Here is a 24,357-nt window from a genome sequence, read left to right on the forward strand (position 1 = left end):
TCATCGTATTCCCCTTAGCACAGGTTTTTATTGCTGTTGGGGTAACCTTAGAGTGGGGAGCGATTCGGGAGAACTGAACGATGGAACCTGAGGAGGCCTACTTTGGGTCGGGACATTTTCCCGTTAAAGCCGGGCGTTACCGCAGGGAGAAGGCGACGGGCAAGGTCACCGTCAACTCGGGCCGGCCATAATCCGCAGGCACTCCGGGTAACGGTACCGCCCTGGACAACATATCCCGCACCTCGTCATCCAGGGGGCGAAAGCCCGCACTCTTTACCACCCGGGAGTCTGCCACCTGGCCTTGCCGGTTAACCGTAAAGGTCACCTCGACCACACCTTCCCGACGCATGCGGCGAGCCGAATCGGGGTAACGTTTATAGCGGTTCAGGTGGCCCAGTAACGCTTGCAGATAACGGGCTTCATCGTTCACCACACCACCGGTATCTGCCTGTGTCGCGGGGGTTGCCGAGGCATCTTCGGCGGGGGCCAAGTTAGGCTCTGCGGTGGGTGCCGGGTCGGCGCCACTGATTTCGGGCACCTCCTGCTCCTCTACGTCCCTATCGGGTTCTGACGTTATCGATACTGGCTCGACAGGCTCCGGCTCTGGCTCTGGCGTTGGTTGTGGCTTGAGCTCTGGTTCTGGCAGGGGTTCTGGCTTTGTTTCTGGCGACGGCGCGGGCATGGGGGCCTGCAAGGAATCAGGCTTCTGCAGGGGCTCCTCTTTCGGGGTGGTCTGTACCGGCTCCGGATCAGTATCAGAAGGATTTTCAGCAGGCGACATGTCAGCACTCGCCAGCGTCACAAAAACACCATCGGCCCCTTCATCTGCGGCCACATCCAGCACCGGCTGGTGCGCCAATACACCCTGCACGACCAGGAAGGCTCCGGCATGAAACGCCAGTGCACAGAGCGCACCCGCAAACAGATACCGACGCTTCAAGCCCATCACGGGCTCCGCCGCGTGGACAGGTGCACCGATTCAAACCCTGCTTCCGACACCCAGGCCAACACCGGCTGCCATTGCTCTGCCGTTAACGTCTGATCAATCTTGACCAGCACCGGGGATTGGGAGCGCGCCGCTCCCTCCACACCCCAGCCATCCGCCAATGCCCTCGAGAGCTCGTCGTGCTGGACCGGGGTGCCATTGAGAAAAACCTCACCACCTTCCGTCATCAGAATCTCGACCTGCGCTGACACCTCCGGTTCGCCGGAGTCCATGGCTGGCGGAACAAACGGCAAACCATCAGACGCCCGAATCTGACCGGCCAGCATGAAGAAGATCAGCATCAGAAAGACCACGTTGATCAGCGGTATCAGATGATCGTCATTACTGGCCGCCGGAGCGCTGCCACGTTTGATGTTCATTCTGCCGCCCCAGTGTTCACCGAGACGCTGGCTGCACCCAATCCCCCTACCTTATCGAGCAACCAGACCACCTGTTGTATTGAACTCGCTGGATGGGGTGTGAGGATCACGGTTCGGTCGCCTCCTGCGAGCAGGTCTCTCAGCTGCCTGTCATCCAGAAACACGAGCGGCTCATCCGGCAGGATTGGTCGGCCATCCGGTGCCATCCCCAGCATCAATGGTGGCTCACCGGAGACCTCTGAGCCCTCGCCCGTCGACATCGTCAAGTCGAGACTCTGCCACTGGATAAACGAGGAGGTCAGCATGAAAAACAGCAGTAGAATGAACACCACATCAATCAGTGGTGTCAGACCAATCAGCTTTCGGGAGGGTGCCGCAGGGCGATCAAGCTGCATGGCCCCGCCGCTCATCACTGGCGTTAAGAGGATTAGCCGCCGGCTCAGACACATTCACCGCGCCGAAAGTATTGCCAACCAAGGGCCCGGTAAACACCGCGGTCAGCGCATCTTCCATCTCATCCACCAGGCGATCCGTTTTACGCTCAAGGTAGCTGTGCAACATGACCACGGGAATGGCCACAATCAGGCCCGCAGCCGTGGTCAGCAGCGCCTGCCAGATCCCTCCCGACAGCACCGACGGGTCCACCTGGTTACCCGCCGCTTCCATCTGCTGGAACGCCAGAATCATCCCCATTACCGTACCCAGAAGGCCCAGCAACGGGCTTAATGTGGCAATGACTTCCAGCGGCTTCAGATAGCTCTTGAACGACGCCAAGTGCCGGGACGCCTGCCGGGCCAGCTCCTCCCGAACCAGCGGCGCGTCACCATGGCGCATCACCGAGGCCATGGCACTGGCCACCAATGCTGGCACCGGCTGCTGGCTGGCCATCAAGAGACTGTGGGCGTCACGCACTTGGCCATCCCGCCACAAAGACAGACTGTCCGAAACTTTTGTTTTGGATTGCCAGGTGGCCAAAAACAACTGCAGCGATTTGCCAACAATCAACGTGACGGCAACCATGGAGAATACCAACAAGATCGCCACCACCGGCCCGCCAATACCCAGCAATTCCACCAACCCGGGCGTCAACACACCCATTTCCACCAACGGATTCAACCACTCAGACATCACGTCACCCAATTCCGCGCAAATGGCACTGATTCAACCTGAGCGTGACACAATGCCAGGACCGCCTGAACCGCCCTTTGGTCGCCGCTTCCCCAACTTTGGTCGTACTACGGAAAGACGCTAGGTGTCCCGACCTGTCCGTTGATACTGTCGAGACGTGTGGATGAAGAGAACAACGCGATGAAATTCTGGATAACGATACGTGTGGCTGGCATCACACTGCCCTTTCAAGCTCACAGTGAAGGCGACCTGACCTGCCCGGTAGCCGGGCATCAGGAGGCAGGAATGACCGGCAGCATACGCATCTATTGATGACGCCGGGGGCTTAGTTAGCAGGCACTTCCCGCCAGTAGATGATGCGGTCGTTGCCTCGGTAGACGCCGAAGGTGGCCCAGGCATAGGGGTTGACCAGGCTATCCGAGTTGTCTGCGTCCCAGAAGTCTTTTAGCCAATCATTGCCTGTATCCAGATCCACCCGAATCCCACTCGCGTTGGGAGACTCAGTTCCGGAAGGGCTAGGAGCTGACAGCTTCAATCTGTAATCGGCCGCCCCGGAAATTACAGGGCGACCGTCTTCCAGAGCAAGCTCGGCTTCAGCCACCTCAACTACGCCAGTCTGGCCAGTGGCAAAGGCAGAGCCATCAAAATCCACCGATGTGTTTTCAGGCAAGTCGTAGAACCAGCAGTTTTCGTCCTCGTGTATCCGGAACCCACCACTGGCGTACACCTCCGCCCGCAGGGGAATGACTAAATCCAGATTCTCGGGACCGTAGGCATTGTCCAAAACGATACGCCCATAGCGGATTTCAAACTCTGCTTCCGGCGTGAAGGCCTGTGGCAAATCTTCCGCAGGGTTCCGGACCGTTACCCCATCGGCATCGGCCAAACCATCAAGGCTGAAAGCCAACTGAGGGCCGTAAGCATCAACCCTGGCGTTACGGGTTTTGGGATACCAAAACTCATCGTCTGAAGCGAAGCGATAGATCAGATCACCGCCCACTGCTGGCGAGAGTATGGCCGGAGCGAGGATTGCGTCAGCCTCCATCGGGGTGCCATCAACCCCGGTCGCGCTTTCGTCTTCGACGGGAAACTCCGCGAAAACAAGATCCTCAATGCCCAGCCGCTGAAAAGCTGTGCCCGCATAGTTTTCTGTTGTTACCCCGTTGCGGTTCTTTGGGGTAAGAATGAGCTCTGGAGGCATATCCCAACCAAATGGCTCGCCGGTGTATACCCAGCTACGCTCTCCACTGCAGGAGGTTCTGTCTGACGACACGGGCTCGCTGCTGAACCGCCCAGGGTCGATGGTGATCTCGAACCATGCCGGAATAAACCGGCCAACATAGGGAACAACGGGACCCGCTACATTTTCGGTGCCCAGGTAAGCGCCACTACTGAGGGACGGTCGCAGGGCAAAGGTTCCAACCTCTGGCCAGGAAAACTCTCCGCAAGCCATGCCGCCCAGAGGCTCCACACAGGATTCCCCAAACGAACCCAGCTCACCTTCCAACACGGCAAGATTGGGCAATGAAAAACCGGCGGCCTGTTCAACGGTAAGAGTGACGCCTTCGGCAGGCTGCTCCCGGCCAAAATTGGGCGTGCGCTCGCCCAGGGCGTTCAGGGCCAGGACTTCCACGCCAAACGCATCACCGGCGGATCTGAACACGTTGGCGTCGGTCACATCCGGGTTTTGGGGGTTGTCGGGGATGCTTATTTCAAAGCGATCCGGCCGGGCAATGAAACTGTCCGCGCCTTCCATAAAGAGGCCCTCTTCATCTCCCGCGCCATTGAAGCTCGCCTGCAAACTTATCGCGCCAACATCTCGATAACGAAGCGGGAAACTGGACGCACCCGATCCATCAAAAATGAGCTCCAACGTGTTGCCAGACAACTCGACACCGGAACTTTCTGGCAACGTCGTCCCCGTCGCCGGATTCTGGTACCCAAAATTGAGCTCAACGCTTCGTTGCCCGGTGAATGCAGGAACACACTGCCCCGGACTGTCCTCTCCCTCCTTGACTGCGAGGATTGAGGCTTGAAGTTCCTCACCTGATACATGGTTCGGTATGTTGAGGATAAAACCTGAGTCTGAAAATAAGATCTCACAATTGCTTTCGATGGCGGCGTCATCAGCAAAACACCTTACCGGAGGTGAGCCAGCCGCATTAATCGTCGATGCCTCGACCCCTAATGAAACCGGACCGGGCTTTGTCGAGCGAAGACCAAGGTTATTCGCTTCACCCACAAAACTTATATTATTTCCGGATAGCCAACCGCTCGCGGGAGCGAGCGCAATTGTCAAAGGCTCACTGAACAGCTCCGTACAGTCCGCATTACTGCAGGCTCGAACCCTTAACGCTGACGCTGGGGTGCAGGTCAAGGCCGTTGAGGGGTGATAGATCCTGAAGTGATGAAGGGCCACTCCAGGCTCTTCATTTGTACAGGCACCACCGAAATCCATCCGAGCGATCATTTGTCTTTCGAAAGTGACATCCGAGTTCGCGAGCCCCGAAATGCTTCCTTCAGCCGCTATAGCGCCAACCAAAACCGGATTCTGGTTAAATTCCACATCACCGGTGACATACACAATTGCGTTGAGGTTTGCATTGTTCTTGAACTCAAGATTTCCATCGACAATCAGCAATAAATTACTCGGGTCTCCGCCTGCATTCATCGAGAAATTATTCCCGCTTATTATCAGGTCCCCATCCACAATTACCCTGGCCGAACCGTCTACAGAGAAGTTAATATTGTTTTGGTTTTGCGCAAACTCACGAGGTGGGTAAACATGATTACCGGCAGGTATGACAGAGTTTCCGGGCCAGGGCGTCCGGACTCTTGGCCCAAAAACATCCAGATCCAGACGATCCTGCCGGTCAAGGTTTCCGTTGATTCCGGTATCAGATGAATAGATTACCGAGCATAACTGGATTGGCATCCACGATATACGAATCTGGCCATGCCCCCCCCTGCCGGGAATTGCACCAAACCAACCAACGCCAGCAGCCCCACCCCCGCCTCCCGGGGTCTCGCCGGGCTCACCATTACCGCCAAAGATCAGTAGCGCGGTTCCTCCCTCAGAACCACCGCCACCCCCGTCGAATGGTGCCGCAGCGCCCGTACCATCAAAAGCCGACGTGCCGTCAGCTGAACTACCAGCGGATGAACCGCCCCCGCCTCCCCTGACAGGTATACCAAACAAACCTGTGGCGCCTGCCGCTCCGTTGCCACCACGGTAGAGCCCGGCGGTACTGCCAGCAGCACCCGCGCGAATAGTGCTATTTCTGCCGCTTGATCCTCCACCCGCCGACAACTCTCCCGGAGATGAAAACCAACTCGTGCCACCAGGCAGTTCACTGGTTGGAGCCGCGCCTTCACCAACAACGAAAGGCACGCGATCACCAGGACTGACAGAAAATGCTCCAACAGAATACGCACCGCCACCGCCTCCTCCTAGGCCAACCCCTCCTCCGCTGCCGCCTGCGCCCCAGACTTGAACAGTAATTCGGCTGACCGCGGATGGAACCTCAAACTGACCGGCACCGGGTTCGGTATAAACAATGGATTCCTGCGCCAATAATGCGCCTGGCGCGGCCAGCAAAATTAAAATCAAGCCGATCCAAGATCTCAGCGAGCAAGATAGAGACGTCATCTCATCCTCACCTCTACTGAACGCTCCGCCACATCAGCTCCCGCTCCACAAGCACCTTTGCTTACTATCAGAATTGAGCCTGTCATCCCCCCAACCTCAGAACATGAAAGCTCACTGAAACAGGCCGCAAGACCTCCTGTCTCAAAATCCACTGTGTCGATGGGCGCCGCTCCGCATGATAAAGGGGAACTGTCACTTTGAGAGAGGAGTTCTGCCAACGCCACCTGCGCCCCACTCTCCGCCGCCAAAAACGCCCTTTGGGATTGAATCTGAAAGCTGACCGCCTTGCCAGAGCTTTCCTGTAATTGCGCCATGCCGATCACCAGCAAGGCCAACACGGTGATGACAAAAATCGCAACGGGAAGACCTGCGCCGTTTTGCTTGTAAAGGAATTGGTCACGGTACATTTCGGATCTGCACCTCCTGGCTCACTCGGGTGGTTTCGTCACCGTCCCGGTCTGACAGTTCAAATTCAAAGTTCACCACGGCAGCGCGGCGCAGTGATGGTGGTGTTACTCGCAGATTGAACGAACCACCGACCAGGTTGGCACTCATCACTTCCCGGGTTCCGCTGCCTCCACTCAGCGCAGCTGCCGAAGGCTGGGAACCGCCTGGCGTGTAGTCACTGAAGCGATAAAGCCATGGCCCGATCTGGCAGATGCTGACGGGCGAGGCAATGGCATACAGGCGTTTTTGCGGGGAGCGTTCGCGAAAGCGATGGCTGGAGGAAAGTCCAATGGTTGTATCGCTGGCATCAACCTCATTGATGGACGGTGAAACCGGCCCCGGATCAGACGTGCCATAAAGATCAGACTGGGCCGAGCCGTAACCGTATACCACCAGCCGGGCGCCAGCGGGGACTGCTCGCCCGAAGGGCACAATGCTCACTTCCTCAAAATCAGGGCCTGTTGTGAGAGACTCATAGGTTGTACCGGCAATGACCGGCAGCCACTCTAAACATTGGCCGTTCTCGCGAACGGACAGGGGAAACGCTTCGCGCACCTCCCGGGTGATTTGCTCACTGATCACCACGCCTTGCAGAGCACGCTGTTGCCGCTCACTGACATCAAGGGCTCCACGAGTGGACAGGGCAACAAACTGCACCGAGATGGTGGCCACAATGCCCAACAGCACGATGACCATCACCAGCTCGACCAGGGTGAACCCCTGTTGCCGGCGCATCAGAAATTCCCCCGGTAGGCGCTGAACAGGTAGGCATTGCCGGACGGGTCGGTAACGGTGATATCGATGCGTTTGGCTTCATGATTGCTCAGGCCCACTTCGGTGCCGGCACAGGCCACCGAAATAGACACCTGAAAATTGTTGTAGCCCGATAACGATTCCTTCTCGCTGTTCTCGGGCGGCGCGTTATTCAGAGTGTGATAATCGTCCACATCGTTGAACGTGCGCCGTGTTTCGCCATCCGGCCCAAGGTTGTTGCAATCCGCGTCGCCGGCATCCACCGCTCCGCCGCCCACAGGGGAATCATGGGCAAAGGATTTGGAGAGGATTTCGTCCATGTAGAGTTGCGACAATGCCACCGCACGGGTCTGATTCAAGGGATCAGCGCTTCGGCCGGTGATCAAGGCAAAGGCACCCACTACGCCGGCGATGGCAATGCTGATAATAACAATGGTCATCACCAGCTCCACAAGAGTTGCGCCCTGCTGGCGTACACCGCGTCGCCGGCAAGACCTCATGAACAAGGCCCCTGATACACGGCGCCAAGGGAGCTCAGGCAAAGGGTAAAGTCACTGTCGCCTGAGATCTGGAATTGGAGACTTTTCTCCCTGAAAGGGCCAGCCAGGCGCCCCATCGGGTCAAAGTTGATGGTAAACCCGCCGCCAGGAATCGCAGTTAGTCCGGATTGACCGGCTACCTGATACGCCACACTGGCGCCCTCACGGCGGATGGAAAACAGGGAATCCGCCGCCTCGAACTCAAAAGCATTCGAGGTTTGGCGGATGGTTACAGAAGTAGAGGGGTTGCCCGCCAGCGCTGCTTGTTGGGCAAGCAGCGTGGCGGAGGCTAGTTGTTGGGTGGCTAGGAGCGGGGAGAAGGCACTACCTCTGGCGAAGAGCCCTATGCCAAGTGCCGAGAGCACGCCAACAAGAACAATAACCGTAACCAACTCTACGAGCGTGAACCCGGAGGAAATCGGAAAGGTCGCTCTCATCATACTTCTCCTGCGCTCCAAATGACCGAAAACCTGTCTTATCGAGCTCACATTACACTGCAATTTCTACGCGATCTCAGCAGCCGCCAGCAGGAACTGTGACTGCCGATACGGCGCCATCTGCTTCGGTGTATTCGAAGAAACAGTTCCCGAGGGTAACAGTAAGGGTTCCTGCAGTCGTGGTGTTGTCTAATGTGTAATCGTTGGCATCAAGCTGGGCAGCCTCGATAATTCCATCGTTTGTCGAGGGATCAGCTTCCGGATAACCGGCAGCGGTCATATCTATAACGGTACCTTCGAGGGTCACCGTAGCTGGATTACCTCCCGCGAGCCAAGCAGAGTGAGCAATTGCAGATGCTGACTTAACAGCCCCTTGTGCTCCCTTAATACTTGCTTCCCTGGCATCCCCACCCAAATCCGCAAACCGCGGCAAAGCAAACGCCGCCAGAATACCCAAAATCACAATCACCATGACCAGTTCGATCAGGGTGAAGCCTTTCTCTTTTCTGTTCGGAATCATATTTCTCATAGGATTTCTCCGTTAGATTGATTAACTAGGTCTTACGTAAAAATTACTGGTTTTCAGTGGTTTCGATGTCACCGGTAGACGCATCATAAGTGATGTTCTTTTCATCAGCTGTACCCGCAAGGCCATCTACCTGGTAGGTATAGGTGCACAAAGAGCCAGCTGCAGTAACAACATAATCAGGTGCAGTACCAGTAATAGTCGGTGCATTGGATTGCAGAACACCTTCCCACACCTGCTCACAGCGGCTGGGGTTCATGACAGCGGTTCCGTCAGCTGCTCCGGTATAGCCACCGGTGTAGGCTACCGGCCAGCCGCGGCTGGAAACGTTCAGGTCGCCGTCACCGAAGCCTTCGAGGGTGTCGGTCGCTGCTGTAAGGCCATTCGCAACCCACTGAGCCTTTGCCAAGGCCACACCCGCAGCCAATGCACCCGCTGTGGCTTTGACGTTCGAGCTATGCGCCTCTTCCGAAAGCTGCGCAAACCGCGGCAACGCAAACGCTGCCAGAATAGCCAGGATGGCGATCACCACCACCAGTTCAATCAGGGTAAAACCTTTGTTCCGTTGCTTAGCGCTCATTTAATTCTCCTCAGAGTGTTAAAGCTTATTAATAGTTGTCTCACGTATCCGTTTGACCATTCCCTACTGACTTACGCTTACTTGATGGTCGTCAATTTCCATCAGTTTCAGGCCAGTAGCCCGCTTGTTTTTGTTATTTCCCTGAGTGGCCGGTACGGCGTAGTCCACCTGTACCTGCCATATAAACGGTGCGCCGGGCTCCCTTCGGCGACCTTCCAGCAGCAGGGGCTGGCCGGGTTGGTAAACCAGCCATTGCTGCTGTGGGTTGAAGCACCAGCCCCGTTTGTCCGGGGCCAGTTCGTTGCAACTCGTTTCAACTTGCGCCCCTCTGCCAAAATCCAGCAGGGGCAGCGGGTTCAGGCCGGCCAGCTGCTCCAGGGTTTCACCCCGGGCCAGTATGGCTTCGGCACCGCGCACCACCAGGGCGCTGCGCACCTGGTTCAGCATCAGCCGGGCGCTTTGCTGTTCGGCCCGGTACTGGGTTTGTTCTATGGCGTCCAGCAAAAACCACATGGCAATGGCCAGTACGCTGAACGCTACCAGTGCCCGGAAGCGGCGGTGGTTGTCTGCCGCTGTCCGGCCGGCCGGGCCTGCCAAGGCTTATCCCCGCCCCATGGCGGCGGACCCCAAATCCCATATTGGCAGGAATACGCCGAGCGCCAGAATAAGTACCAATACGCCCATCACCACAATCAGTATCGGCTCGATGGATTCCGCCAGCCGCTTCAGGCCGTAGTCCACGTCTTCGTCGTAGAAATCGGCCACGTTGTTGAGCATGTCGTCTACCGAACCGGTTTCTTCACCTACCGCAATCATCTGCAGAATCAGCGGGTTGAACATACCGCTGCTGCGGGCGGTGCGCAGCAGGCTGTCGCCCCGTTCAATGCCCTGGCGCATGTCTTTGAAGTGGCTGGCCAGCCAGGCGTTGTCGGTGGCATCGGCCACCACGCTCAGGGCGCTGGTTACCGGCATGCCGGCCCGCAGCATGGTGGCGAAGTTGCGGGCGAAGCGGCTCAGGGTAATCAGCTGCAGCAGCGGGCCGATCACTGGTAATTTCAGCTTGTACCTGTCCCACACCAGCCGGCCTTTTTCTGTTTGCACCCACTGGCGCAGCAAGACGGCGGTGGCCGCCGTGGCAAACAGCATCACGTACCAATAGTTCAGCAGGAAGTTGGAGGTGCCCACCAGAACCTGGGTGAGCAGCGGCAGGTCTGCCCCCATGCGTTCAAACACGTTGGCAAACTTGGGGATCACCAGGAAGTTCACCACCATCAGGGCCGCCAGCAGGGCCACGATCACAAAGATGGGATAACGCAGGGCCTGTTTTACCCGGCGCTTGGTGTCCCGTTCCAGTTCCAGGATTTCCGACAGGCGTTTGAAGGCATCGTCCAGCAGGCCGGTATTTTCGCCTACGTGAATCATGGCCACGAACAGGTCGGAGAAAACTTCCGGATGGGCCTGCATGGCGGTGGCCATGGTGGTACCGCCTTCCAGCCGGTTGCACACATCTTCCAGCACCTCTGCCAGTGCCGGCGAGCGGGTGGTTTCCGCCAGCCCGCGCAGGGTGCGGATCAAGGGGATGCCGGCCTTGGTGAGTGCGTGCATTTGCCGGCAGAACACGATCAGTTCATCCAGGGTGACCTTGTCAGCAAAGATGTTCAGGTTCAGTTTGCCAAGGAAGGCGCCCTTCTTTTCCTGCTGTTCCCGGATAGCCAGCGGGGTAATACCGCGGCGCATGAGTTCGCTGGCCGCGGCCTCGGCACTGGCGGCGGTGAGCAAACCCTGCTGGACAGCGCCACGGCTGTCTTTGCCCCGGTAACTGAACTGCATCAGCTGGCACCCTCACTGGTTGCCGCTACCCGGGCGACTTCCTGCAGGGAGGTTACGCCCTGCAAGGCGTAGTCCATGGCACACTGGCCCAGTGGCCGGAATAGCGGGCTGCGCCGGGCGGCCCTGGTGAAGTCGCTGACATCCTGGCGGCGCAGGGCATCGAGCATGTCTTCGTCCATTTCCAGCATTTCATAGACGCCCACCCGGCCCCGGTAACCGGTGTTGCTGCACTGGTAGCAGCCACGGCCTTTTACGAAGCCCGCTTCCATATCCAGCGGGTCCAGGTCGAACGACTGCAGCCAGATCTGCTCCTGCTGGCTGGGTTCGTAGGTTTCCTTGCAGTTGTCGCACACCCGGCGCACCAGCCGCTGGGCCACCACGCCCAGCAGGGAGCTGGCTACCAGGAAGGGTTCGGCACCCATGTCGATCAGGCGCATGGCGCTGCTGATGGAATCGTTGGTGTGCAGGGTGGACAGCACCAGGTGGCCGGTCATGGCGGCGCGCAGGCCGATCTCGGCGGTTTCCTGGTCTCGCATTTCGCCCACCAGGATGATGTCCGGGTCCTGGCGCAGGGCCGAACGCAGGATGCTGGAGAATTCCAGGCCGATTTTCGGGTTTACCTGCACCTGGGTAATACGCGGCAAGCGGTATTCCACCGGGTCTTCGGCGGTGATGATTTTCACTTCCGCGTTGTTCAGTTCGCTCAGGGCACCGTACAGGGTGGTGGTCTTACCGCTACCGGTGGGGCCGGTAACCAGTACCAGGCCATGGGGCCTTTTGATCAGTTTGCGGAAGCGTTCCAGCAGCTTGGGCGGCATGCCGGTGCTTTCCAGGTTCAGCAGGCCTTCGCTCTGGTCCAGCAAGCGCATCACCACCGATTCGCCGTACTGCACCGGCATGGTGGATACCCGCACATCAATGCTGCGGCCTTTCACCCGTACGTTGAAGCGGCCATCCTGGGGCAGGCGTTTTTCGGAGATGTTCAGGCCGGCCATCAGTTTCAGGCGCAGTACCAGCGCGGCGTTTACGCGCTTTTCTTTCATCACCTGTTCCTGCAGCACGCCGTCGATGCGCTGGCGAATACGCACCACCGATTCATCCGGCTCGATATGGATATCGGAGCTGCGGGCTTGTACCGCGTCTTCGAACAGGGTGCGCAGGAGTTTAACCACCGGTGCATCGGCGCTTTCGGATTCGGCTGAAAGCGCGGCCAGGTCGAAGGCGTCGTCACCCAGTTCGTCTTCCAGTTCTTCGGCCAGGGAGGCGATTTCATCGGTACGGCGGTACACCAGGTCCAGCGTATTCAGCAGTTCGCTTTCGCGCACCACGGCCTGGCGTACCGGCTGTTTCAGTACGCGCACCAGTTCGTCGTAGGCGAAGATATCCAGCGGGTCGGCCATACCTACCAACAGTTCGCCCCCCTGTTCCGCCAGCACAATGGCGCGGAACCGGCGCGCCATGGCTTCCGGCAGCCGTTTAACAAGTTCGCCGTTGAACTGGTAGTGGCGCAGTTGCACGAAGGGCACGTTCAGCTGGCGCGACAGGATGTTCAGCAGGGTGTCTTCGTCCAGGTAACCCAGTTCAATCAGGGTACGGCCGAGCTTGCGGCCGGTGCTTTTCTGCTCGCGCAGGGCCACCGACAGCTGTTCTTCGGTAATAACCTCGTTCTGGACCAGCAGGTCACCGATCCGGATTTTCTTTTTCGGTTCCGTACTCATGATCCCGCCTGTAATGCATTCAGTCGCTGCCGGGCGTAGTCCGCCAGCGAGGGCGACAAGCCCGGTAAGGTCGCCGCCTGGGCATAGGCCTGCACCGCACTGCGGGTGCGGCCGCCGGTTTCCAGTGCAATGGCCAGGCCCAGCCACCAGGCGCCACGGCTGTCGTCGTAGGCAATCAGTTCAGACCAGTGGCCGGCAGACTCTTCCGCCTCGCCCGCTTGCTGTAACAAGGTGGCTAACGTCACCCGGTATTCAATGCCGTCGGCAACCGGTGGTACACGGCTTTGCAGAGTGGCCACGGCTGTATCCAGGTTCCCCTGCTCCAGCAAGGCCCTTGCCCGCAGCAGGCGCAGGCCTGCGTATTCGCCTGCCAAACTTTGCGGCAACCATTCCAGCGCTCGGCCAGCCATGCCCTGTACCAGCATTTCCCGGGCGAAGATTTCCCGGCTGTTGGGCGCCGGCTGGCTTTCGGTTACCCGTACGAGCATGTTTTCTGCGGCCACGTTGTCGCCACTGGCCAGCAGCCGTTGCAGTTCGCGGCTGGTGCGCAGGTCGATGGCTTGCGGGGTTTCCCGGGACTGTTTTACCTGGGCGACCTGGGCTGGCTTTTCAGCTGCAACTGCGACCTCTTGTTGTGGCTCTGGCCGAACCTCCGGTTGGGGTTCTGCCTGCGGTGCCGGAGCGGCGGCTACCGGTTCCGGCTGTTTCGGGGCCTCGGCAACCACCTGCACCGCAGGCTCCGGTTTAGGCGCTGCTACGGTAACAGGCTCGGCGATTGTTGCCGCCGGCTCAGGAGCGGCAACCGGCTCCGGCTCTGCAGGCTTGATCGGCTGCGGCTGCGGCTGCACCGGCTCGCTTTGCGCCACCGTTTCAGTGGCTTCAACCGTTGGCTCGGCGCTGTTTTTGGCAAGCAGCCACCAGGCTACGCCGGCCGCCAGCAAAGCCAGCACGAGCAGCACAATCAACACCGGCACGGCCCTGGAGCCGCCTGTGGCCGGTGCGGTCTGGCCGGTGTAGGCCGCAGATACCTGTGGTTTGTTCTGGCGCTGTTCGGCCTGGCGCAGGGCGTCGTTCAGAAGGCTCATAACCAGCCCCCCAGCCAGCCCACGGCACGGGCACTTTCGGTGTCCCGAACCGCCTGCAATACGTGTTTGCGGGCAACCTGCCGGTCACCTTGTCCCCAGGCTGCCAGCAGGGCTTTATGGGCGAGGATGTTCACCAGCCGAGGAATGCCGCCAGAGGCCCGCCAAAGTACTTTCAACGCGCCGGCGGTGAACAGGTCTGCACCGTTATGGCCGGCCTGGGCCAGGCGGTGGCGCAGGTACTGGCCAACAGCGTCACGGCTCAGGGGCTGCAGGCGGGTCTGGAAGGTGATGCGCTGGCGCAACTGGCGCAGGCTGTCTTTGGCCAGCATGGTGTCCAGTTCCGGCTGACCGAACAGTACCACCTGCAGCAGGCGGGTACTTTCGGTTTCCAGGTTGGTCAGCAGGCGCAGGGCTTCAATGGTTGCCTCAGGCATGGCCTGGGCTTCATCAATCACCAATACCGCCGGCCGTTGTTCCATCGCCAGTTCAATCAGGCGCTGGTTCAGGGCTTTCAGGACCTGGTGCATATTGGCACACCGGCTGACATCCACACCCAGCTCTTCCGCCACCGCTTCGTACAGGGTTTCCGGGGGCAGGCCCGGATTGGGTACGTAGGCGGTGCAGGCGTCTTTATCCAGTTCGTTCAGCAACAGGCGGCACAGCAGGGTTTTGCCGGTGCCCACCTCGCCGGTTACCTTGATGAAGCCCTCACGCTCGCGCAGGGCCACCAGCAGCAATTCCAGTGCTTCGGAATGGCTGGGCGCCCGCAGGAAATAGCGGGTGTTGGGCGTCAATGCAAACGGTGCCTCCTGCAGTCCGAAATGGCTCTGGTACATCAGCGCGGAGCACCCTCGGGTTGCGGCTTCACAGATTCAGACGATTCCAGCAACTCCCGCAGCACGTTCATGCGTTCCCGGCTGGCCCTTACATCCGCCTGCATCTGGCTGGCGTTGGCCACCACCGGGCGCAGCAGGATCACCAGCTCGCTCTTGCGGGATTCAAACCGGCGCTGTTTGAACAGCTCGCCCAGCAGCGGGATTTCGCTGAAGAAAGGTACGGCAGCGTTGTCGTCTTCGCTGGAGCTCTGAATCAGGCCGCCGATCACGACAATCTGGCCACTCTCGGCGCGGATGACGCTGTCGGTTTCCCGCACGGTACTGCGGGCCAGCGGCAGGGTGACATCCCGTTCACCAATGGTGATGATTTTTTCCTGGTCCGCCACTTCGCTGACCGACGGGTGTACATGCAGGGTAATGGCGCCATCTTCGGATATCTGCGGGGTAACGTCCAGGGAGATACCGGAGAAGAAGGGCGTCAGTTCCACCGAGGTGGAGGTGCTGTCGGTGGCGGTAACGGCCGAGTTGTTGTCGTCAAAGTCAATGTCGGTCACGAAGAACTCGTCGGTACCCACCTTGATCACAGCTTTCTGGTTGTTGATGGTGGATATGCGGGGGCTGGACAGGATTTGTACGTTGCCCTGCTCTCCCAGTAACTGGATAAGGCCGGTGAAATCGCCCGCACTGACGGTGGCAGAGAACAGGCCACCGATATCCGGTGAGCGAAGCGCCTGGCCACCGAGCGACTGAGAGGTGAAGTAGTTGGCACGGCCGGCAGAGCTTTGGACATCCGCCCAGCTAATGCCCTGCTGGTATCCCTCGTTCAGGGTTACTTCCAGAATCTTGGCTTCCAGTACCACCTGGCGCTGCATGATCAGCTCGGTGCGGCGCAGATAGTCTTCCACCATGCGCAGATCTTCAGAGCCTGCGCGCACCATCACCAGGCCGGCACCGGGGTTTACCACCACCTGGCCACCGTCCCGGCCAACAATCATCGCCAGCGCATTCTGGATATCCTGCCAGAAGTCGGATTCGGTCTGGGTGGAAATGGTGGTGCCCACCAGGTTACGGGTTTCGCCGGAACTGCTGTTGTCACTGGAGCCGCTGTCGTTATTGCTGCGGGCACTGCTGACCTGGCCGGAGCTGACCCGGGTTTCCGAGCCGCCCTTGCGCTTGAAGTGCAGGTAATCAATCGGGAACAGGCGGGTCTGTACTTCATCTGCCGCCACCCGGAACAGGCGGCCATTGCGGGTAATGTCCAGGCCGTAGAGGTCTGCGGCGATGTCCATCACTTCCGGCACGGTGACATCGCCCAGGCGCAGGCTGATGCTTGCGGTAACACCAGGGTGAACCACTACGTTGTAGCGGGTGCCTTCCACCAGCGCCGCAAAGAAACTGGCGGCGGGAATGCCGGATGCGTCTACATCAAAGCGTTCGTCCTGCTGCTGGCTGCTGCTCAGGGGTGGCAACAGCTGGCTGCTGATGTCGGCGGGCAAGGCGCCCGGCGCAGTGCCAACCTGGCCAGCACCCGCACCTTGCTGTTCGGCCCGGGCCAGTGTGCTGTCGATCTCGCCGGCCACTTCGGTAGAGGTGGCGGCGGAAGTACGCATCAGCGGGTTGTTGCTACAGGCGGCCAGCGTAAGCGCCAGCATGGCTGCAGCTATGGGTCTGATCGTGGTCATTGTCATCCGGTTGCCTGTCATTGGGTTATCCGCACCTGCGGCAGCGTTGGCGGATACAGCACTCTGGGCTGGCCCCTGTCGGTTACTTCTACCTTGTCGCGGTGAATCCGGCGAACCCGGATACCATCGTGGTCATCACCTTCCCGCAAGGCTACGCCGTTAATCACCGCCACACGGCGCTGGCTGCCAAGCAGGATAGAGCCCAGCTCGATATCCCTTGGCGCTACGCTCTGTACCGACGCCGCGCGGGCATCGGGGGGCCGGGTCGGGTCTTGCAGGGCATGGGCCCCGGCACTTGCAAACAGGGCCAGCACCATCGCCAGCCCGAAAATTGCTGATCTCATCTCACACTCCCAGCCAGGCGGCTTCCAGGCTCAGGGTTCTTACCCGGATACGGGCCTCACCCTTGGGCCAGCTGCCGGCGTCATAAATCAGCTGCAGCCAGCCGATGCGGTCGTCCATAGACTCCAGCCGCTCAAGGTAGTTCAATACGTTCAGGTAGCCGCCTGAGATTGTCAGTTCCACATCGTGGGCATACAGCAAAGGCTCAGGCGCCCTGGCCTCGCCGTCACCTGGCGCAGCGCTCTGCTCCCCGTATACCGGCTGCGGCGCCAGCAGGCTCAGGGATTCCAGCGTCAGCCCCTGCTGGGCTGCCAGCATGTTCCGCAGCAATGCCACCATATCCCGGGGTGCGATCAGCTGACCGGTGGTTTCGGTAATCTGTTGGTCCAGTCGCTCAAGGCGGTTTTGCCGGGCGGCCAGGCGCTCCCGCAGTTCTGCAGACGGGTCACGCTCCAGTTGACTGCTGAGGGTTTGCTGCTGGCTGAGCAGGTTGTCCCGGTTAGCAGAGAGGGTCTGGACACGATTGTTCAGCTGCTGCTTCTGCGCTTCTACCGGAGCCACAAACAGCTCCCAGCCAAGCACCAGCACCAGTACGCACAGGGTTACCGCAATCAGGCCCCGTTCACGAACCGGGCGTTCGTTGTACCAGGCTGCGCCCGCAGCCAGCTGTTCGGAGAGCTTACTCACTGGCACCTCCGTTATGTTCTGTGGCCATGCGGAACTCCACCCAGCCAGTATTCTCTTCTTCGTCCGGGCGGCTCAGCTGGAAATGCCGGAAGGTTTCGCCGGCAAATACCGGTTCGTTACCCAGCTGTTCCAGGTAACCGGGCACCAGCTCCGGCGAACGTGTGCGACCTTCCAGCTTCAGAGACGCAGGAGAGGACTCCAGGGTGATGCCGGTAAGCCACAAGTTCTCCGGAATCTGGCGCGCCAGGGCGGCCATACGGCCCGAGAAACCCGTCTGGTGATTGCCTGCCAGCCCCTCCACCCGCTCGAGCAAACGCTGCCGGCGTGAGATGGTATCGGTCACCCGTTCCAGCGCCAGCTCCAGTTCCGGGTCTGGCCGCTGCTGTTCAACCTGCGCCGACAGGGTTTCCACCGCCTGCTGCAATTGAGTTGTTTGCCGTTCGATGGCATCCGCCTGCCCGGCCAGCTGCCGGTTCTGCCAGTTGCCGTAGGCCATGGCGGCCAGTACCAAAACCGCAACCAGCACCACAAGTACCACGCAAGTGCCGGCGCTCAGGCGCTGCCGGACCGGCCGGAGTTCCGGCACATAAAGGTTGACCTGTTGCTTCATGTACCGCTTCTCCCGGATGGCAGGCCGGCACTCCAGGCCAGCAGACAACGGCTGTCCAGGTCAGAGCTCATGGCGAACTCTGCCCAGTCGGGCGTTTCTACCGCAGAGCCCAGGGAAGATGCGAGCATGGACGACAAGGGCAACACCGCATCCTTCGCCACCAACCGGATGCCGGAGGGTGGCACCTGCCCCAGCTGGCTTTCGAAGTAATCCAGTGAACGCTGGATTTCCAGCGCCAGGGATTGCACGGCATTATCCTGCCGGCCGGCATCCTGCAAATCATCGTAGGACAACTCAAGCCGGCGGGACAGATACAGGGTTTCGCCCCGGCAGATCACCATCTGGCCGTACCGGTTGCGAAGGTGCACCAGGGTAACGCCCCGACCGGCAGAATCCAGCGCGGCCGCAAAGTTGCGCAGTGCCAGCTCGGCGATGTCGATGCGCTCAAGCTCCATCCCGGCATCGTGCACCAGGTTGATCAGCTCCTGCACCAGGGATTTACGGGCCGCCACCAGGTTCACCAGGGGCCGGCGACCACGGGAAGCGTCTTCCGGAAATTCGAAGACGTCTGAAACCGCATCTGACGGGCTGAAGTCCAGAAAGTCTTTCAGCTTCCACTTCAGGGCATCCGCCAGTTCGGTATCGTCCACCCCTTCCGGGCGGTCCACCTGAAACACCTGGTACTGGTCCATGGGCAACACCAGGGTAACCGGCACTTTGCGCCAGCCCTGTTCAGAGACCAGCCCGGCCAGGGTCGCACTGCGCTGGGCCGGCATGCACTCGGCAAAGCCGGCCTTCTGGCCAGGCAAACCCGGGGCGCTGGCCCAGGCAATGCCGTCGGCCCGGATTTCCAGGCACACTTTGCCCGCTGATTTTCCGGGCCGGAACAGCCTTGTCAGTGAATGAACCGCAGAGGTCAGGATCATGAATTCCCTGGTATCGAAATCGGAGGATTGCCAAGTGCAGGCAACAGGCCTGAATGCTCAAAAATTCGGCGAATTTTACATAGCCTTACATGATAGATGAGAAGCTGAACCTAACTCCACGGTTTGCCGAAGATTTCACGGAAATTTTGCAAGTCGGTAACAAAAAGCCCGCGCAGAGCGCGGGCCTTTGATCTGGGTCAGAACGGGATATCATCGTCGAAGTCGTCAATCGGCTCCGGCATGCCGCCGCCCTGCTGCTGGGGCGGCTGGTTGCTGTATCCGCCACTCTGGTTACCCTGACCACCCTTCTGCTGTTGCGGGGGCGGGTTGTTGTAGCTGGCCGCTTGCTGGGGCCGGCCCTGGGGCGCCCCCTGGTTCATGCCGCCTTCGCCACCACGGCTGTCGAGCATCTGCATCTGGCCGTTGATATCCACCACGATCTCGGTGGTGTAACGGTCCTGGCCATCCTGCCCCTGCCATTTGCGGGTTTGCAGGCGCCCTTCGATATACACCTTGGAACCTTTGCGCAGGTACTGCCCCGCCACTTCAGCCACCTTGCCGAACAACACCACCCGGTGCCACTCGGTTTTCGGTACCAGCTGGCCGGATTGACGATCCTTGTAGCTTTCATCGGTCGCCAGGTTGAGGTTTACCACCGCGTTGCCGTTCGGGGTGTAACGGGTATCCGGATCCTGGCCCAGATTACCGATAAGAATTACCTTGTTTACGCCTCGTGCCATTGTATGCTCCTGGTCTCTTTTGCTGAACGCCTGCGTTCCATGCAGGCATCCTGTGTTTTAAGTAGTGCTACCCTGCCGCACAAATTCAAAGTGCGCAAGCTGCTCTTCCCGAAAATGCTGACGGTCTACCTTCAGGTAAGCCATGGCGGCCTCTTCCACGATCACCACGTCTTCCACGCCCGGCAGTTTTCGCAGGTTCTGGTCGATCTCGTCAAAACTGATACTCACGGCGTTTTTCAGCTGTACCACAAAACTGGTGGTGTAACCCGGTGCCGGCATGGTTAGCGCCACCAGCAGCCATACCACCAGCGCTGCGGCCATCAGCCAGAGCACACCTTCCAGGCCAGCGGTCTGCAACAGCCAGCCGCCCAGTGCACCACCCAGAAACGCGCCGAAGAACTGGGAAGTGGAATACACGCCCATGGCCGTGCCCTTGGCCGCGGCCGGGGCTTCTTTGCTGATCAGCGACGGCAAGCTGGCTTCCAGCAGGTTGAACGCCATAAAGAAGAAGAATAGCACAGCCCACGCCAGCCACAGGCTCTGGCCGACACCGGTCATCGACGCAGCCGCCAATGCCAGCAGGGCGATGGCACCGCACAGCACCGGCTTCATTTTCCGTTTTTTCTCGCCAATGATAATGAACGGCACCATGGCGAAGAACGAAGTAATCATAACGCTGAGATAGAACCACCAGTGGGAACTGGCCTTCAGCCCCAGTTGGTCCTGCAACATGGTGGGGAACACCAGGAACAGCGCGGTCAGCACAAAGTGCAGGATGAAAATGCCGAAATCGAGCCGTAGCAGCCGGCCATCAGCCAGGACACGGCTGACCATTTCCCGGGCCGGATGGGTGTCGGCACTGACCTTGTGCTGGTGCGGTGTGGGCACAACCCGGGCAACCACCACCAACGCCAGAACCGCCAGTACCGCGGTGGTATAGAAAATCCCGGACAGCCCCCAGGCAGCTCCCAGCAGCGGGCCCACAACCAGGGAGACCGAAAACGACAGGCCAATGGAAATGCCCACGGTGGCCATGGCCTTGGTGCGCTGCTCCTCCCGGGTGAGATCACTGAGCAACGCCATCAGCACGCTGGCAATCGCGCCGGCGCCCTGAAGAATCCGCCCGGCAATAACTACGTATATGGAATCGGTAGCGCCAGCCAGCACACTACCGGCTGCGAACAGAACCAGGCCGATGTAGATCATCCGCTTGCGGCCAACCCGGTCTGACAGCAAACCGAACGGAATCTGCAGCAGTGCCTGGCTCAGGCCATAGGCACCAATTGCGAAACCGATCAGCGCGGGCGTAGCGCCTTCGAGGTCGCTGCCCAGCAAAACGAAGACCGGCATTACCATGAACAGGCCCAGCATACGCATGGCGTATACCGATGCCAGAGCTACTACTGAGCGTTTTTCAAGCGCGTTCATGCTAACCCGTGCCGGACTGGTTGAATGTATAGGCGCAGCCTGTCACTGCGAGCGGCGCATTGTACCAGAAGCGCCATGCAGACGGGACTACTCACAACGGGGTGGCTAACGGCGGCTGAGAGTGGCCAGGCGCGTCTGTACACGGTTTAGCCGGCGCCCCCCGAAAACGATATAATCGACGTTTTTACCCAAGCGAGGTGTTATGGACCATATCCAGATCAAGGGTGCACGCACCCACAACCTGAAGAACATCGACCTGGATATGCCGCGGGACAAGCTGATTGTCATCACAGGCCTTTCCGGTTCCGGTAAATCTTCCCTGGCGTTCGATACACTCTATGCCGAAGGCCAGCGCCGGTACGTGGAATCGTTGTCCACCTATGCCCGCCAGTTCCTGTCGATGATGGAAAAACCCGATGTGGACCACATCGAAGGCCTTTCCCCGGCCATTTCCATCGAGCAAAAATCCACCTCCCACAACCCGCGCTCCACTGTGGGTACCATTACCGAGATATACGACTACCTGCGCCTGCTGTTCGCCCGCGCCGGCGAACCCCGCTGCCCGGACCACGGCCAGCCGCTGGAAGCCCAGACCGTAAGCCAGATGGTCGACCAGGTGATGGCCATGCCGGAAGGCAGCAAATTGATGATCCTGGCGCCGGTCATCCGGGATCGCAAAGGCGAACACCTGCAGGTGATCGACACCATGCGCAGCCAGGGCTTTATTCGCTTGCGGGTCGACGGCACCGTTTACGATATCGACGATGTACCGGCGCTGGATAAAAAGCGCAAACACCAGATTGATGTGGTGGTCGACCGGTTCAAGGTGAAGGAAGGCCTGGAGCAGCGGTTGGCCGAGAGCTTTGAAACCGCCCTGGAACTGGCCGACGGTATTGCCTTGGTCGCCCCCATGACCGGTGAAGGCGAGGAACATACCTTTTCCGCCCGCTACGCCTGTACCCAGTGCGGCTACGCCCTGAGCGAACTGGAACCCAAGCTGTTCTCTTTCAACAACCCGGCCGGCGCCTGCCCCACCTGTGACGGCCTGGGCGTGCGCCAGTTTTTCGACGCCGAAAAGGTTATCCAGAGCCCGGAAGCCACCCTGGCCTCCGGCGCCATCAAAGGCTGGGACCGCCGCGCCGTGTACTACTTCCAGATGCTCACCAGCGTGGCGGAGCACTATGGCATTGACCTCGAAACACCCTGGGAAGAGCTGCCGGAAAACTTCCAGCAGGCCCTGCTGTATGGTTCCGGCGATGAAGACATCACCTTCCGGTATGTGAACTCTCGCGGCCATATCATGGAAAAGGCGCACCCGTTTGAGGGCATACTGCCCAACCTGGAACGCCGCTACCGGGAAACCGACTCCCAGAGCATGCGGGAAGAACTCGCCCGCAACCTCAGCACCCAGCCCTGTAAGGATTGCGGCGGCTCACGCTTGCGCCGCAGCGCCCGCCATGTGTTTATCGAAGAGCGTACCCTTCCGGAAATCACCCGGCTGCCTGTCGGCGACGCCCATCGCTACGTGAGCGAGCTGGCCCTGCCCGGCCGCAAAGGTGAAATTGCCGAGAAAATCCTCAAGGAAGTACGCGAACGCCTGCAATTCCTGGTTAACGTAGGGCTGGAATACCTCACACTGGAACGCAGCGCAGACACCCTGTCCGGCGGTGAAGCCCAACGCATCCGGTTAGCCAGCCAGATTGGCGCCGGCCTTGTGGGCGTCATGTACATACTCGATGAGCCATCCATAGGCCTGCACCAGCGTGACAACGACCGCCTGCTGGCCACCCTCACCCACCTGCGGGACCTGGGCAACACCGTGATCGTAGTGGAGCACGACGAAGACGCCATCCGCGCCGCCGACTACGTCATCGACATCGGCCCGGGCGCCGGCGTACACGGCGGCGAAATCGTCGCCCGCGGCACCCCGGCCGAGATCATCGCCAACCCGGCGTCCATGACCGGCCAGTATCTCAGTGGCGAAAAGGAAATTGCCGTTCCCAAAGCCCGAAACAAAGGCAACGGCAAAAAACTCGTGCTATCCGGCGCATCCGGAAATAACCTGCAGAACGTCACCCTGAACCTGCCACTGGGCGTGATGACCTGCATCACCGGCGTATCCGGCTCCGGCAAATCCACCCTGATCAACGCCACCCTTTATCCGGTAGCGGCAGCCAAGCTGAACAAAGCCACCAGCCTGAGCCACGCCCCCTACAAAAACCTCAAGGGCCTGGACCATCTGGACAAGGTCATCGACATAGACCAGAGCCCCATCGGCCGAACCCCCAGATCCAACCCGGCTACCTACACCGGCCTGTTCACCCCCATCCGTGAACTCTTCGCCGGCACCCAGGAGGCCCGGTCCAGAGGCTACAAACCCGGCCGATTCTCATTCAACGTCAAAGGCGGCCGCTGCGAAGCCTGCCAGGGCGATGGCGTAATCAAAGTAGAAATGCACTTCCTGCCCGACGTGTACGTGCCCTGCGACATCTGCAAAGGCAAACGCTACAACCGCGAAACCCTGGAAGTCCGCTACAAACGCAAAAACATCAACGAAGTGCTGGAAATGACCGTTGAAGAAGGCCGTGAATTCTTCGACGCCGTGCCCTTCATCGCCCGAAAACTGCAAACCCTGATCGACGTGGGCTTGTCGTACATCCGCCTCGGCCAAAGCGCCGTCACCCTATCCGGCGGCGAAGCCCAGCGCGTAAAACTGGCCAAGGAACTGTCCAAGCGCGATACCGGTAAAACCCTGTACATACTGGATGAACCGACTACCGGCCTGCATTTCTACGACATCCAGCAGTTGCTGACCGTACTGGAGCGGCTGCGGGACCATGGCAACACCATTGTAGTGATCGAGCACAACCTGGATGTGATCAAAACGGCGGACTGGATTGTGGACCTGGGGCCGGAGGGTGGTTCCGGTGGCGGGCAGATTATTGCCGAGGGAACTCCGGAGGAGGTGGCGGACAATCCGGCGTCACATACCGGGCGTTATTTGAAGCCTATGCTTAAGTAGGCTTTTAGCCACGGAATCCATATATGG

24 protein-coding genes are annotated in these 24,357 nt (G+C 59.6%); 1 reads left to right on the plus strand and 23 read right to left on the minus strand.

The features are described from left to right. Positions 1-136 precede the first annotated feature (136 nt). The 23 genes from B2589_RS04895 to B2589_RS05005 form a co-directional block, all read right to left on the minus strand. Positions 137-946, minus strand: coding sequence for an energy transducer TonB (locus tag B2589_RS04895; protein WP_286815798.1), 810 nt, complete (start codon positions 944-946; stop codon positions 137-139). After that, complete coding sequence (locus B2589_RS04900) at positions 946-1,365, minus strand: ExbD/TolR family protein (RefSeq protein WP_286815799.1); 420 nt, start codon at positions 1,363-1,365, stop codon at positions 946-948. Before B2589_RS04900 ends, B2589_RS04895 begins: the two co-directional genes overlap by 1 nt. Continuing rightward, the gene (locus B2589_RS04905) at positions 1,362-1,760 is read right to left on the minus strand and encodes an ExbD/TolR family protein (RefSeq protein ID WP_286815800.1); all 399 of its coding nucleotides are present in this window, start codon (positions 1,758-1,760) and stop codon (positions 1,362-1,364) included. Before B2589_RS04905 ends, B2589_RS04900 begins: the two co-directional genes overlap by 4 nt. Beyond that, positions 1,750-2,493 carry a MotA/TolQ/ExbB proton channel family protein gene (locus tag B2589_RS04910; protein ID WP_286815801.1) on the minus strand — a complete coding sequence of 248 codons (744 nt, stop codon included), beginning with the start codon at positions 2,491-2,493 and terminating at the stop codon, positions 1,750-1,752. The genes B2589_RS04905 and B2589_RS04910 overlap by 11 nt, the downstream gene beginning before the upstream one ends. A 325-nt stretch (positions 2,494-2,818) precedes the next feature. Then, entirely contained in the window at positions 2,819-6,142 is a 3,324-nt protein-coding gene (locus B2589_RS04915; RefSeq protein ID WP_286815802.1) for a DUF6701 domain-containing protein, read from the minus strand. After that, the gene (locus B2589_RS04920; protein WP_286815803.1) at positions 6,139-6,549 is read right to left on the minus strand and encodes a hypothetical protein; all 411 of its coding nucleotides are present in this window, start codon (positions 6,547-6,549) and stop codon (positions 6,139-6,141) included. Before B2589_RS04920 ends, B2589_RS04915 begins: the two co-directional genes overlap by 4 nt. Beyond that, positions 6,539-7,324 carry a type II secretion system protein gene (locus B2589_RS04925; protein WP_286815804.1) on the minus strand — a complete coding sequence of 262 codons (786 nt, stop codon included), beginning with the start codon at positions 7,322-7,324 and terminating at the stop codon, positions 6,539-6,541. Before B2589_RS04925 ends, B2589_RS04920 begins: the two co-directional genes overlap by 11 nt. After that, on the minus strand, positions 7,324-7,842 hold the full coding sequence (locus B2589_RS04930) for a type IV pilus modification PilV family protein (RefSeq protein ID WP_286815805.1): 519 nt from the start codon (positions 7,840-7,842) through the stop codon (positions 7,324-7,326). Before B2589_RS04930 ends, B2589_RS04925 begins: the two co-directional genes overlap by 1 nt. Continuing rightward, complete coding sequence (locus tag B2589_RS04935) at positions 7,839-8,321, minus strand: pilus assembly FimT family protein (protein ID WP_286815806.1); 483 nt, start codon at positions 8,319-8,321, stop codon at positions 7,839-7,841. Before B2589_RS04935 ends, B2589_RS04930 begins: the two co-directional genes overlap by 4 nt. A 73-nt stretch (positions 8,322-8,394) precedes the next feature. Further along, positions 8,395-8,847 carry a type II secretion system protein gene (locus B2589_RS04940; protein WP_286815807.1) on the minus strand — a complete coding sequence of 151 codons (453 nt, stop codon included), beginning with the start codon at positions 8,845-8,847 and terminating at the stop codon, positions 8,395-8,397. A gap of 43 nt (positions 8,848-8,890) precedes the next feature. Continuing rightward, positions 8,891-9,424: a prepilin-type N-terminal cleavage/methylation domain-containing protein gene (locus B2589_RS04945; protein WP_286815808.1), complete on the minus strand. Its 534-nt coding sequence runs from the start codon at positions 9,422-9,424 to the stop codon at positions 8,891-8,893. 63 nt (positions 9,425-9,487) lie between these two features. Further along, on the minus strand, positions 9,488-10,021 hold the full coding sequence (locus tag B2589_RS04950; RefSeq protein ID WP_286815809.1) for a hypothetical protein: 534 nt from the start codon (positions 10,019-10,021) through the stop codon (positions 9,488-9,490). Positions 10,022-10,024: 3 nt separating this feature from the next. Continuing rightward, positions 10,025-11,254, minus strand: coding sequence for a type II secretion system F family protein (locus B2589_RS04955; protein WP_286815810.1), 1,230 nt, complete (start codon positions 11,252-11,254; stop codon positions 10,025-10,027). Next, complete coding sequence (locus tag B2589_RS04960) at positions 11,254-12,972, minus strand: GspE/PulE family protein (protein ID WP_286815811.1); 1,719 nt, start codon at positions 12,970-12,972, stop codon at positions 11,254-11,256. The genes B2589_RS04955 and B2589_RS04960 overlap by 1 nt, the downstream gene beginning before the upstream one ends. Next, positions 12,969-14,057, minus strand: a complete 1,089-nt coding sequence (locus B2589_RS04965) for an MSHA biogenesis protein MshN (protein ID WP_286815812.1) — start codon at positions 14,055-14,057, stop codon at positions 12,969-12,971. Before B2589_RS04965 ends, B2589_RS04960 begins: the two co-directional genes overlap by 4 nt. Continuing rightward, positions 14,054-14,893, minus strand: coding sequence for an ExeA family protein (locus B2589_RS04970; RefSeq protein ID WP_058341468.1), 840 nt, complete (start codon positions 14,891-14,893; stop codon positions 14,054-14,056). The genes B2589_RS04965 and B2589_RS04970 overlap by 4 nt, the downstream gene beginning before the upstream one ends. Next, positions 14,893-16,575, minus strand: coding sequence for a pilus (MSHA type) biogenesis protein MshL (gene mshL, locus B2589_RS04975; protein ID WP_286815813.1), 1,683 nt, complete (start codon positions 16,573-16,575; stop codon positions 14,893-14,895). Before mshL ends, B2589_RS04970 begins: the two co-directional genes overlap by 1 nt. 17 nt (positions 16,576-16,592) lie before the next feature. Further along, positions 16,593-16,919: a hypothetical protein gene (locus B2589_RS04980; RefSeq protein ID WP_286815814.1), complete on the minus strand. Its 327-nt coding sequence runs from the start codon at positions 16,917-16,919 to the stop codon at positions 16,593-16,595. A gap of 1 nt (position 16,920) precedes the next feature. Continuing rightward, positions 16,921-17,604 carry an MSHA biogenesis protein MshJ gene (locus B2589_RS04985; protein WP_286815815.1) on the minus strand — a complete coding sequence of 228 codons (684 nt, stop codon included), beginning with the start codon at positions 17,602-17,604 and terminating at the stop codon, positions 16,921-16,923. Further along, on the minus strand, positions 17,597-18,214 hold the full coding sequence (locus B2589_RS04990) for a PilN domain-containing protein (protein ID WP_286815816.1): 618 nt from the start codon (positions 18,212-18,214) through the stop codon (positions 17,597-17,599). The genes B2589_RS04985 and B2589_RS04990 overlap by 8 nt, the downstream gene beginning before the upstream one ends. Next, positions 18,211-19,140, minus strand: coding sequence for a biogenesis protein MshI (locus B2589_RS04995; RefSeq protein ID WP_286815817.1), 930 nt, complete (start codon positions 19,138-19,140; stop codon positions 18,211-18,213). The genes B2589_RS04990 and B2589_RS04995 overlap by 4 nt, the downstream gene beginning before the upstream one ends. Before the next feature lie 197 nt (positions 19,141-19,337). Continuing rightward, on the minus strand, positions 19,338-19,880 hold the full coding sequence (gene ssb / locus B2589_RS05000; RefSeq protein ID WP_286815818.1) for a single-stranded DNA-binding protein: 543 nt from the start codon (positions 19,878-19,880) through the stop codon (positions 19,338-19,340). A 57-nt stretch (positions 19,881-19,937) separates the two neighbouring features. Continuing rightward, on the minus strand, positions 19,938-21,308 hold the full coding sequence (locus B2589_RS05005) for an MFS transporter (RefSeq protein WP_286815819.1): 1,371 nt from the start codon (positions 21,306-21,308) through the stop codon (positions 19,938-19,940). A 202-nt stretch (positions 21,309-21,510) separates the two neighbouring features. Here B2589_RS05005 and uvrA point away from each other — a divergent pair, with 202 nt between their 5' ends. After that, complete coding sequence (gene uvrA, locus B2589_RS05010; RefSeq protein ID WP_286815820.1) at positions 21,511-24,330, plus strand: excinuclease ABC subunit UvrA; 2,820 nt, start codon at positions 21,511-21,513, stop codon at positions 24,328-24,330. The last annotated feature ends 27 nt before the right edge of the window (positions 24,331-24,357 follow it).

The sequence above is a fragment of the Marinobacter sp. UBA3607 genome, from assembly GCF_002375525.1.
GTDB classification, from domain to species: Bacteria; Pseudomonadota; Gammaproteobacteria; order Pseudomonadales; family Oleiphilaceae; genus Marinobacter; species Marinobacter vinifirmus.

What these genes read in the sequence shown, in the direction of transcription:
- B2589_RS04895 (WP_286815798.1), bottom strand. Translation starts at nt 946, where the DNA reads ATGGGCTTGAAGCGTCGGTATCTGTTTGCGGGTGCGCTCTGTGCACTG.
- B2589_RS04900 (WP_286815799.1), bottom strand. Translation starts at nt 1,365, where the DNA reads ATGAACATCAAACGTGGCAGCGCTCCGGCGGCCAGTAATGACGATCAT.
- B2589_RS04905 (WP_286815800.1), bottom strand. Translation starts at nt 1,760, where the DNA reads ATGCAGCTTGATCGCCCTGCGGCACCCTCCCGAAAGCTGATTGGTCTG.
- B2589_RS04910 (WP_286815801.1), bottom strand. Translation starts at nt 2,493, where the DNA reads ATGTCTGAGTGGTTGAATCCGTTGGTGGAAATGGGTGTGTTGACGCCC.
- B2589_RS04915 (WP_286815802.1), bottom strand. Translation starts at nt 6,142, where the DNA reads ATGACGTCTCTATCTTGCTCGCTGAGATCTTGGATCGGCTTGATTTTA.
- B2589_RS04920 (WP_286815803.1), bottom strand. Translation starts at nt 6,549, where the DNA reads ATGTACCGTGACCAATTCCTTTACAAGCAAAACGGCGCAGGTCTTCCC.
- B2589_RS04925 (WP_286815804.1), bottom strand. Translation starts at nt 7,324, where the DNA reads ATGCGCCGGCAACAGGGGTTCACCCTGGTCGAGCTGGTGATGGTCATC.
- B2589_RS04930 (WP_286815805.1), bottom strand. Translation starts at nt 7,842, where the DNA reads ATGAGGTCTTGCCGGCGACGCGGTGTACGCCAGCAGGGCGCAACTCTT.
- B2589_RS04935 (WP_286815806.1), bottom strand. Translation starts at nt 8,321, where the DNA reads ATGATGAGAGCGACCTTTCCGATTTCCTCCGGGTTCACGCTCGTAGAG.
- B2589_RS04940 (WP_286815807.1), bottom strand. Translation starts at nt 8,847, where the DNA reads ATGAGAAATATGATTCCGAACAGAAAAGAGAAAGGCTTCACCCTGATC.
- B2589_RS04945 (WP_286815808.1), bottom strand. Translation starts at nt 9,424, where the DNA reads ATGAGCGCTAAGCAACGGAACAAAGGTTTTACCCTGATTGAACTGGTG.
- B2589_RS04955 (WP_286815810.1), bottom strand. Translation starts at nt 11,254, where the DNA reads ATGCAGTTCAGTTACCGGGGCAAAGACAGCCGTGGCGCTGTCCAGCAG.
- B2589_RS04960 (WP_286815811.1), bottom strand. Translation starts at nt 12,972, where the DNA reads ATGAGTACGGAACCGAAAAAGAAAATCCGGATCGGTGACCTGCTGGTC.
- B2589_RS04965 (WP_286815812.1), bottom strand. Translation starts at nt 14,057, where the DNA reads ATGAGCCTTCTGAACGACGCCCTGCGCCAGGCCGAACAGCGCCAGAAC.
- B2589_RS04970 (WP_058341468.1), bottom strand. Translation starts at nt 14,893, where the DNA reads ATGTACCAGAGCCATTTCGGACTGCAGGAGGCACCGTTTGCATTGACG.
- mshL (WP_286815813.1), bottom strand. Translation starts at nt 16,575, where the DNA reads ATGACCACGATCAGACCCATAGCTGCAGCCATGCTGGCGCTTACGCTG.
- B2589_RS04980 (WP_286815814.1), bottom strand. Translation starts at nt 16,919, where the DNA reads ATGAGATCAGCAATTTTCGGGCTGGCGATGGTGCTGGCCCTGTTTGCA.
- B2589_RS04990 (WP_286815816.1), bottom strand. Translation starts at nt 18,214, where the DNA reads ATGAAGCAACAGGTCAACCTTTATGTGCCGGAACTCCGGCCGGTCCGG.
- B2589_RS04995 (WP_286815817.1), bottom strand. Translation starts at nt 19,140, where the DNA reads ATGATCCTGACCTCTGCGGTTCATTCACTGACAAGGCTGTTCCGGCCC.
- ssb (WP_286815818.1), bottom strand. Translation starts at nt 19,880, where the DNA reads ATGGCACGAGGCGTAAACAAGGTAATTCTTATCGGTAATCTGGGCCAG.
- B2589_RS05005 (WP_286815819.1), bottom strand. Translation starts at nt 21,308, where the DNA reads ATGAACGCGCTTGAAAAACGCTCAGTAGTAGCTCTGGCATCGGTATAC.
- uvrA (WP_286815820.1), top strand. Translation starts at nt 21,511, where the DNA reads ATGGACCATATCCAGATCAAGGGTGCACGCACCCACAACCTGAAGAAC.